Consider the following 8,641-nt stretch of genomic DNA (forward strand, 5'->3'; position numbering starts at 1 on the left):
TTGATCTGCATTTTAGCCCTGCTTTTGACTGACCACACGCATGCTACAGATCTACGACTCATTGTCCCGCTCCAAGCGCCCCTTTCGCCCGGTACAGCCCGGCCAAGTAGGGTTATATGTGTGTGGCATGACGGTATACGATTATTGCCACCTAGGCCACGCCCGGATGCTGGTCAGCTTTGACGTGGTGCAGCGCTGGCTGCGCGCCTCGGGCTATCAGGTGCAATATGTGCGTAACATCACTGATATTGATGACAAAATTATCCGCCGCGCGGTGGAAACCAATCGCCGCCTCGGTGAGGTGACGTCTTATTACATCGATGCGATGCACGCCGACGAGCGTGCCTTATCCGTCCAGTCGCCCGACCAGCAGCCCTGCGCGACCGAATATGTGGGCGATATGCTGGACATCATCGGCAAGCTCGAGCAAAAAGGCCTGGCCTATCACGCTGTTGATGGCGACGTCAATTTCGCGGTCCGCGAGTTTCCGGACTACGGCAAGCTGTCGGGCAAGACCCTCGATGATTTGCGCGCCGGCGAGCGCGTAGCCGTCGCGTCGTCCAAGCGTGACCCGCTGGATTTTGTCTTGTGGAAATCTGCCAAGGAGCATGAGCCTGCGGACACCCGCTGGGATTCTCCCTATGGCTGGGGGCGTCCAGGCTGGCACATTGAATGCTCGGCCATGAGCAAAGCCCTCCTGAGCTTGCCTTTGGATATCCATGGTGGCGGCCCGGACCTCAAGTTTCCCCATCACGAAAACGAGATCGCCCAGACTGAAGGCGCTTTTGGTGGCACGCTGGCCAACAACTGGATGCATTGCGGACCTTTGATGGTCGATGCGGAAAAAATGTCCAAGTCATTGGGTAATTTCCGCACGATTCGTCAGACCATTGGTGTGCAGAATGCTGCGTCCTCGGATAGCCAGCCTGCGGCGGGTGAGAGCGCCGAATACGAGGTCAACCCGCGCGAAGCCGAGATGCTGCGTTTCTTTATCGTGCGCAATCACTACCGTAGCGCGCAAAACTACGCGCCAGATAATTTGATTGATGCGCAGCTGTCGCTTGATCGACTCTATCAGACCTTGCAAAATTGCCCACCTGCTCCAGGGACGGTCGAGATTGATTGGCAGGCGCCTCAGGCGATCGCGTTTCGTGAGGCCATGAACGACGACTTTAATAGCGCGGGCGCAGTGGCGGCTTTGTTTGAGCTGGCAAGCGAGGTCAATCGCAGCAAAGATCCCGCCTTGGTCTCACAGCTCAAGGCACTCGCTGCGCTTTTGGGACTATTGCAAAAAGATCCAGTTGTTTATTTTCAAAGCCCGACACGCTATACCCGCCGTGCAATTGAGCAGGGTTCTGCAGGGTCGGCACAAGCCCCTGCGGCAGCGCTGTCTGAGACTGAGATCGAAACCTTGATCGCTGCACGCGCGGCGGCCAAAGCGGCAAAAAATTTCGCTGAGGCGGATCAGATTCGTGCGACACTGAAAAATGCAGGTGTTGAGCTTGATGACAAGCCCGGTGGCCTGACTCAGTGGCGCCGCGCCTAAGGTTTATCTGATGCCCCGTTCTGATCTCGCACTTGGTAAGCCCGATTATTGGGACTCGGCGACTGCTCAATTGATGCGGCGTGATCGCATCATGAAAAAAATTATCCCCAAGCACCCGGATATTTTTCTCACTACACGCGGCAATCCTTTTATCACCCTCGCGCGTTCCATCATCGGTCAACAAATTTCCGTCAAAGCTGCCGAGTCGGTCTGGCAAAAGTTTTTGCTCGAATGCGGCAAGCGACCTACTCCTGCGAGCGTACAAGCCGCAGGTATGGAACGACTGCGCGCAGCCGGCTTGTCGGGCCGCAAATCTGAATATGTCCTTGATCTTTCAACGCATTTTCTTGACAAACTGGTGCGCCCTCCCAAGTGGGCCACGATGGAAGACGAGGAAGTTATTGCCGAATTGACCGCCATCCGGGGGATTGGACGCTGGACGGCAGAGATGTTTTTGATTTTTAATCTACAGCGGCCTAATATTTTGCCGCTAGATGATGTCGGACTATTAAAGGCAATCTCGTTACACTACTTCAGCGGTGAGCCTGTCTCCCGCTTTGAAGCCCGAGAAGTGGCCCAAGGATGGCAGCCGTGGTGCACGGTCGCGACTTGGTATTTATGGCGCTGCTTAGATCCCACTCCGGTGGAATACTAAGCGCACCTCAGATTGAATGAGCACACACAGACATGCGCAATACTTTTCTCGAATTTGAACAACCCCTTGGCGAGCTCGAGGGCAAGATCGAACAACTGCGCTATGTGCAGGCGGATTCGGCCGTGGATATCTCGGACGAAATCAGTCGACTGCAACAAAAAAGCCAGACGCTGGCCAAAGAGATTTACTCCAAGCTGACGCCCTGGCAGACCTCGATGGTCGCGCGGCATCCGCAGCGTCCCTACACGTTGGATTATGTGCGTGAAATCTTTACTGATTTTCACGAGCTGCATGGTGATCGCATGTTCGCGGACGACTTGTCGATCGTGGGCGGGATGGCGCGATTTAACGGTACGCCTTGCATGGTGATCGGTCATCAAAAAGGTCGTGACACCAAAGAACGCGCCGCGCGCAACTTTGGTATGCCACGTCCCGAGGGCTATCGCAAAGCCATGCGCCTGATGCGTCTCGCGGAAAAATTCAACCTGCCTGTGTTTACCTTTGTCGACACCCCCGGTGCCTATCCTGGTGTGGGTGCCGAGGAGCGCGGTCAGTCCGAAGCCATCGGACACAATCTCTACGCCATGGCTGAGCTCAAGGTGCCGATCATCTCCACCATTATTGGTGAGGGTGGTTCGGGTGGCGCGTTGGCGATCGCGGTTGGTAACGTTGTGTTGATGTTGCAATACTCCACGTACTCGGTGATTTCTCCTGAGGGTTGCGCCTCGATTTTGTGGCGCAGTGCCGACAAGGCCTCTGAGGCAGCGGCCGCGTTAGCAATTACCGCTGATCGTTTGAAAGATTTCGGTTTGATCGACAAGATTGTCAACGAACCCGTCGGTGGTGCGCATCGCGATCCTCGTGTGATGGCACGCTTGTTGCGTCGTTCCCTGGCGGATTCTTTGCGTTCGTTGTCGGGCATGACGCCTCAGCAATTGATCGATCATCGGCTGGAGCGCTTGCTGTCTTACGGAAGTTTCCAAGAGGTGCGCGCCTAAGGGCGGTGCCTCTGGTGCCTCCTTGCGCACTTGTATGAACAGCGCCTGGCCCGAGGCCCCTCTGCGGGCAATCCAACAGGCGCTGGCCAATCTTTCCTCAGAGCAAGCCGTCGCCGTCGCCTTGAGCGGCGGGACGGATTCCGTCGCGCTGGCCTTGGTGGCCGCCGAGGTCTGCGCACAGCGTAGCCAACCCCTTTATTTTTTCCATATTCATCACGGCTTGATGCCGGAGGCCGATGCCTGGGCTGAGCACTTGACTGCGTTCGCACGTGCGCTCAAGGTGTCTTTGGTCGTGCGCCATGTACAAGTTGATCTGGGGCAGGGGCTCGGTACTGAAGCCTCGGCGCGCGAGGCCCGTTATCAGGCCCTGGCCGCACTCGCCAGCGAACATCAGGTCGCTGCGATCCTGCTCGCGCATCATCAACAAGATCAGGCCGAGACCGTGCTGCTGCGTTTGTTGCGCGGGGCAGGGGTGTTGGGACTCAGCGCCATGCAAGATGATGTCTCGCGTCAGGGCATGCGCTTGTTGCGCCCTTGGTTGGAGATTGAGCGTGCGGAGTTGGTGGCGATCGCCCAGGATTATGCGAGCCGGACTGGCTGGCAAGCAGTCGAGGACGCCAGTAATGCCGATCCGCAATACAAGCGGGGGGCGTTCAGAACCGAGCTTGTGCCGGTTTTAGAACAACACTGGCCCGCCTGGCGGCAGACACTGGTGCGTCATGCCAGACAGGCGGCTGACGTGAGCGAGATTCTCGACGAGGTCGCGGCACTGGATTGGCAAACGCTGGAGCCCGATGCGTCTGGCCAGAGCTTTAGCCTCAAGGCCTGGCGGGACTTGAGCCCGGCCCGGCAGGCCTTGGTACTGCGCTATTGGCTCGATCAGCAGCAGGTCGCCATGCCCGGCGAGCGTCGATTGGCTGATTTAATGCGCCAATTGAGGCAATTACATGCCCTTGGGCACGACCGTGAGTTGCTGTGGCAACACGATTCCCATACTGTGCGCTGCCTGCGCGGGCGAGTATCGCTGTCTTCGGGCTAAAATAGTGGACTTTGCATCTGCCTCTCCGTTTTTACCCTAAATCATGTCACTTATCGTTCATAAGTACGGCGGGACCTCCATGGGATCCGTCGAGCGCATTAAAAACGTCGCGCGCCGCGTCGCCAAATGGCATGCGGCTGGCCACCAGGTTGTCGTGGTGCCGTCTGCCATGTCCGGCGAAACCAATCGCTTGTTGGGCCTGGCCCGCGAGCTCTCGGACTCGGCTGATGGTCGCGAGCTCGATATGATTGCCGCCACTGGCGAGCAGGCTTCGAGTGGCCTCTTGGCGATCGCTCTTCAGGCAGCTGGCCTCCAGGCTCGTAGCTACGCTGGCTGGCAGGTCCCGATTCGTACTGACTCCGCCTACACCAAGGCACGCATCACCGGCATTGACGACAAGCGCATTCGCGCGGATCTCGATGCAGGTCGTGTCGTGGTGGTCACCGGCTTTCAGGGCGTGGATGATGCAGGCAATATCACCACACTCGGTCGCGGTGGCTCAGACACCTCCGCTGTGGCAGTCGCCGCGGCTTTAAAGGCGGACGAGTGTCTGATCTATACCGACGTGGATGGTGTCTATACGACCGATCCACGCGTCGAGCCCGATGCCCGCCGCCTGAACGTGATCTCGTTCGAAGAAATGCTCGAGATGGCCTCGCTGGGTTCCAAGGTGTTGCAGATTCGCTCGGTTGAGTTTGCCGGCAAATACCGTGTGCCTACCCGTGTGTTGTCATCACTGACCGACCCCGACATGTCGCTGGACGAAGAAATGCGTTCCGGCACCCTGATTACTTTTGAGGAAGACGAAAAAATGGAAGCAGCTGTTGTCTCGGGCATCGCCTTTAGCCGCGACGAAGCCAAGGTTACTTTGTTGGGCGTACCTGACAAGCCAGGCGTCGCCTACGCAATCCTGGGCAAAGTCGCCGACGCCAACATCGACGTCGATATGATCGTGCAAAACCAGTCCGTGGCCGGCACGACCGACTTTTCCTTTACGGTTCACCGCAACGAGTTTGCGCGTACCCTGGCTTTGCTCACCGGTCAGGTCGGCCCTGACGTAGGCGCCCGCGAGATCGTCTCGGACGACAAAGTCGCTAAAGTCTCGATCGTCGGTATCGGTATGCGCTCACACGCTGGCGTGGCCAGCCTGATGTTTAAAACACTGGCCGCAGAGAACATCAACATCCAGATGATCAGCACCAGCGAGATCAAAACCTCGGTCTTGATCGAAGACAAGTACATGGAGCTCGCCGTGCGCGCCCTGCACAAAGCTTTCGGTCTGGAAACGGCTGCACCGACCAAAGTTTAAGGATGTAGTCTGAGTTAAAAAAGGCGCTATTCGTCATGCTAGAATAGCGCCTTGGTTTGGAGGCGTGCCCGAGCGGCTGAAGGGGCTCCCCTGCTAAGGGAGTATGTGAGCTAAAACTTGCATCCAGGGTTCGAATCCCTGCGCCTCCGCCAAATCTCTTTTTGCAAATTAAGCACCTTCGGGTGCTTTTTTGTTTTGCATTTTTAAATCTTCAGTTAATGCACAATCTTGAGCTTCTGCATTTTTTGGTAATAGTCTCTGAAAAATTTAAAAGCTTATACAAGCCATATCGCGACGCCCCAAACAACGCTTAAAAACAAGATAGGCTTGTAGTTGTCTTTAAACCTGTCACACGAAAGATACGATCCGCTCAAGATCACAATCAGCAAAAAGGTGCGAAGTATGGCACCAATGGCGGCGGGCTCATGGTTTTGCATCAGAAAAGTAGTGGACAGGCCCATTCCATATAGCATACCCATGCACAGGCGCGTGATGGCTGCGGCATTCAAACAGATGATGATCAAATATATGGCGTCTAGGTGACGCGTTTGCTCATGCTGACGCGCGGCAAAGATGGCTTGTACAAAGCCCCAGGTGACTAATACGGGAATCACACCAAACAGGAGCTGATTGGCGGTGGACTGAATCATTTGGCTATTGAGCACGAGGGCAAACAACGCAAAGATAGGCAAGAATACAAAAGCGATCGTTCTACCAAACAGTCGGTGAAAGCGCGTCTTGGTGTCGGAAGGGCGCATAAAAAGCATGATGCCCAACTGCCCAAGCACTACGGCATACAACAAGAAGCTGGTTGCGGCGTGCAAGGTGATGACAGCGATCGAGCTCAGCTCAAATAAACCAAAAGTCACGACTTTCTCAGGAATGACCCAACCCAATCTTGGGTATCCCCACACTCCACGTTCAAAGTAATAACGTAGTGTGTCAAAAAATGAAAGCTGCGCGACCAAGCCTAGGACGATAAAGAAAACCTGCGTTTTTGAGAACAACTGAAAGACTCTTGCTGTCATCTTTAAAACCGTGTGATGATGTTGCGGGTGTTGAACTCATCGGAATGCGCTGGCATTGAAATCACGTCGCCGTCGGCACCTATTTTGATGGGACCTTTATATATTTGATTGGCTTGGCCCATAAAGATGCCTTCTGCGCCGGGGATCTGCAGTGGAGGCGTGATACCGGAGAGCAGCAGGTATTTCACTGATGCTTGAGCCGCGGTTTGAGCGGCTTCATCAGGGGATGTGTGCTGCGTCATGATCAACGAAAAGAGGTCGGATACATGGGTGAGGCCGGACTTAACAGCACCGTCCAGATAGGCCTGCATCAACACCGGAGATAGGGCATTATGCACCAGCAAGTCAACATTTTTTGCTCGGCGAACGATATCTGCGCTTTTGTCCACATCACCAGTGATGAGGGCGCTGCGACCTTTATAGCGAAAAATATAGCCAAGTGATGGTGCATCGCTCGCTGCATTAACTTGAAAAGCCAAAACCTCTAGATCAGTTGTTTTTGAAATCGTTGCGATGTCGTCAGGTTTTTCAAAACGAATCGTGATGGATCGTCCGCCATAACTCGCCTGCGATAAATTGTTCGGATTCAAGGTGTTCAGCTTGTATTTGCTGTCGAGGGAATAGGCTTGATTCAAACCCGCAACAACTTCTGCGACACCCTTGGGGCCTATTACTGGTAGCGGCTGATCGGATTTAGCAAGAATCCAGTTCCAGTTTAATAACTGACCCAAGCCGTTGATTTGATACGAGTGCAGCGATGTCAAAAACACGGCTTTGACTTCGCCGGCGCCAAAGTTCATGCTTTCTATGATCTGGGTGCTTTTATTGCCTGCTCCGATCACAAAGAGTTGTTTGCCAGCGAGCACGAGGACGCATGGTTCACTGCGTTTTGGATCAACTAAAAATTGTGAGCCAGCGCCACACAAGGCAACATGAAGCCCGTCGGGCAAATAGGCCGCGTTGCTGCTCGCCAGTCGATGTCCCACGGCAAGTTGAATGACTCGCTCGATCAAGGGCAGTCGAAAAGCATACAGAACCGCAATCAAGGCGATTGCCGAGAGCGCGAAAATCAATAATCGAGAACGAAGGGTGCGAAAAAACATTGGCTAAGAAAGCATTGGTGAAAGAGAGCGGATGATTGGTATAAAGATACCAGCAAAGACTAGTTGAGTAACTGCGCGATGGTAAACTGAAATACGCCAAAAGTTATATGTCATCCTCTTACTAAATCAACCTGAGATACGTGTGGTCCACCGCCTGACAAACCTTCTTTTCATGCTGTTGCTTGTGCTGGGGGTGTGTTTTCATGGCGTATCGCATGCAAACGCTTGTAGCTTTAAGTCACCCGTCTCAACACGAATAACGTTTTGTGACAATAGCGCATCAATCGCTTTCGAGGTCACAAGTTCTGGAGAAATTACTGGTGGTGCGGAGGGGGTCCAAAATAATAGTGGCGGGTCGATCTCAACCTTTACCAACGCTGGTTCAATCAACGGTACGTCTTACGGCGTAAAAAATAATAGTGGTGCCGCCATCGGTGTGTTGTCCAATACCGGCACGATCACTGGCGGTACTGCGGGCATTTTTAACGCCGGTGTCATTACAACTATTAACAATAAGCAAGGCGCCAGTGGCAGCGCCTTGACCTACACCGGCATCTTGCCTGTGAACTACAACATCATCATTAATAGCCCGAGTGACTTCGGCAAGTTGAGTGTCGCGAGCCCTTCGGGATCAACGATTTTTGGTATTTATGCGGGCTCCACTGTCGCCGATGGTACCTACAGTTCTGTTTTATCTGGTTTGACACTCAGTCATCTGAGTGTGACCTCTGGAACATACGGTGCGGGGACTTGGTCTCTATTGAATAGTTCGGGAAGTGTCTGGGATCTTGTTTTATCTGGATTTACTCTTCCGCCCATTGATATCGGCCCCGGCGATACCGTTGCCTTGAGTTCAGTTGGCACGACAGCCAATCCTGTGTTGAGTGGTGGCACCCTGACCACCTTAAATGGAGAGGCATCAAGTTTGGCCTTCTCTGTTCCAGTGTCGAGCACGATTATGGC

At 54.2% G+C, this 8,641-nt stretch carries 7 protein-coding genes, 1 tRNA gene and 1 pseudogene; 7 read left to right on the plus strand and 2 right to left on the minus strand.

Annotation, left to right across the window (positions count from 1 at the left end; all coding sequences use genetic code 11):
- Positions 1-40: 40 nt before the first annotated feature.
- From cysS to WBJ47_RS02585, 6 genes are all read left to right on the plus strand, one after another.
- Positions 41-1,546: a cysteine--tRNA ligase gene (gene cysS, locus WBJ47_RS02560; RefSeq protein ID WP_422244818.1), complete on the plus strand. Its 1,506-nt coding sequence runs from the start codon at positions 41-43 to the stop codon at positions 1,544-1,546.
- Positions 1,547-1,556: 10 nt separating this feature from the next.
- Entirely contained in the window at positions 1,557-2,201 is a 645-nt protein-coding gene (locus WBJ47_RS02565; RefSeq protein WP_422244819.1) for a DNA-3-methyladenine glycosylase family protein, read from the plus strand.
- 32 nt (positions 2,202-2,233) lie between these two features.
- On the plus strand, positions 2,234-3,199 hold the full coding sequence (locus tag WBJ47_RS02570) for an acetyl-CoA carboxylase carboxyltransferase subunit alpha (RefSeq protein ID WP_422244820.1): 966 nt from the start codon (positions 2,234-2,236) through the stop codon (positions 3,197-3,199).
- A gap of 34 nt (positions 3,200-3,233) precedes the next feature.
- Positions 3,234-4,238: a tRNA lysidine(34) synthetase TilS gene (tilS, locus tag WBJ47_RS02575; protein ID WP_422244831.1), complete on the plus strand. Its 1,005-nt coding sequence runs from the start codon at positions 3,234-3,236 to the stop codon at positions 4,236-4,238.
- 43 nt (positions 4,239-4,281) lie between these two features.
- Positions 4,282-5,547 (plus strand): aspartate kinase, encoded by a 1,266-nt coding sequence (locus tag WBJ47_RS02580; protein WP_422244822.1) that lies wholly within the window; start codon positions 4,282-4,284, stop codon positions 5,545-5,547.
- A 58-nt stretch (positions 5,548-5,605) separates the two neighbouring features.
- A tRNA-Ser gene (locus tag WBJ47_RS02585) sits at positions 5,606-5,699 on the plus strand.
- Between the two features lie 123 nt (positions 5,700-5,822).
- On the opposite strand, the gene WBJ47_RS02590 is transcribed toward WBJ47_RS02585, so the two are convergent.
- Both WBJ47_RS02590 and WBJ47_RS02595 read right to left on the minus strand, forming a co-directional pair.
- Positions 5,823-6,575 (minus strand): hypothetical protein, encoded by a 753-nt coding sequence (locus WBJ47_RS02590; protein WP_422244823.1) that lies wholly within the window; start codon positions 6,573-6,575, stop codon positions 5,823-5,825.
- A gap of 2 nt (positions 6,576-6,577) precedes the next feature.
- A complete protein-coding gene (locus tag WBJ47_RS02595; RefSeq protein ID WP_424585619.1) occupies positions 6,578-7,588 on the minus strand; it encodes an MBL fold metallo-hydrolase in 1,011 nt (336 codons plus the stop codon).
- A gap of 262 nt (positions 7,589-7,850) precedes the next feature.
- Here WBJ47_RS02595 and WBJ47_RS02600 point away from each other — a divergent pair.
- Positions 7,851-8,641 (plus strand): annotated as a pseudogene (locus tag WBJ47_RS02600) (hypothetical protein); the annotation flags it as partial.

The organism is Zwartia sp. (assembly GCF_049655405.1).
Lineage (GTDB): Bacteria > Pseudomonadota > Gammaproteobacteria > Burkholderiales > Burkholderiaceae_B > Zwartia.